1 protein-coding gene is annotated in these 538 nt (G+C 65.8%); it reads left to right on the forward strand.

The window, feature by feature from the left end; all coding sequences use genetic code 11:
* On the forward strand, window positions 1-538 hold a 538-nt coding region (locus AWB67_RS39300), incomplete at both ends, for a Rossmann-fold NAD(P)-binding domain-containing protein (RefSeq protein WP_510183529.1).

Consider the following 538-nt stretch of genomic DNA (forward strand, 5'->3'; position numbering starts at 1 on the left):
GGCACGGTGAAAGCCGCGCGCGTGCTGATTCTCGGCGCGGGCGTCGCGGGCTTGCAGGCGATCGCGACGGCCAAGCGTCTGGGCGCTGTCGTCGAAGCGTCCGATGTACGGCCGGCCGTCAAGGAGCAGATCGAATCGCTCGGCGCGAAGTTCGTCGACGTGCCGTTCGAAACCGACGAGGAACGCGAAGCGGCAGTGGGCGTCGGCGGGTACGCGCGTCCGATGCCGCCAAGCTGGCTCGCGCGCCAAGCCGCTCAGGTGCACGAGCGTGCGAAGCTCGCCGATATCGTGATCTCCACCGCGCTGATTCCGGGCCGTCCCGCGCCGACGTTGCTGTCCGTCGAAACGGTCAAGCACATGAAGCCGGGTTCCGTGATCATCGATCTCGCTGCGGGCCGTGGTCCCGAGTACGAGGGCAAGAAGGGCGGCAACTGTCCGCTGACCGAAGTCGATCAGGCGGTGATGAAGCATGGTGTGCATATCGTCGGTTATACCAATCTCGCATCAATGGTCGCCGCCGATGCCTCCGCACTCTACG

This window comes from Caballeronia terrestris, assembly GCF_001544515.1.
Classification (GTDB): domain Bacteria; phylum Pseudomonadota; class Gammaproteobacteria; order Burkholderiales; family Burkholderiaceae; genus Caballeronia; species Caballeronia terrestris.